The 271-nt window shown below is 46.1% G+C and carries 1 protein-coding gene; it reads left to right on the forward strand.

What is annotated here, in order from left to right; genetic code table 11:
• A partial coding sequence (locus AAEY72_RS14930) for a DNA topoisomerase (protein WP_352311335.1) occupies nucleotides 1-271 on the forward strand: 271 nt, incomplete at both ends.

Raw genomic sequence — 271 nt, forward strand, 5'->3', positions numbered from 1 at the left:
TCTTTAACCGATATGGAAAGAGACGCTCAGCGTTTGTATGAGCTTATTTGGCGTCAATTCGTGTCTTGTCAAATGACACCGGCACAATATGATGCGACACGTTTAACGGTAACCGCGGGTGATTACGAATTAAAAGCCAGTGGCCGTACCTTACGCTTTGATGGTTGGACTCGGGTTCAACCGCAGATGGGTAAGAAAAACGAAGAAGACAAAACGCTGCCAGTGGTTGAAAAAGGTGACAAGTTAGTGCTTGAAACCCTGTCGCCAAAAC

Origin of the sequence: Psychrobacter sp. W2-37-MNA-CIBAN-0211, assembly GCF_040309405.1 — a bacterium.
Classification (GTDB): domain Bacteria; phylum Pseudomonadota; class Gammaproteobacteria; order Pseudomonadales; family Moraxellaceae; genus Psychrobacter; species Psychrobacter glaciei.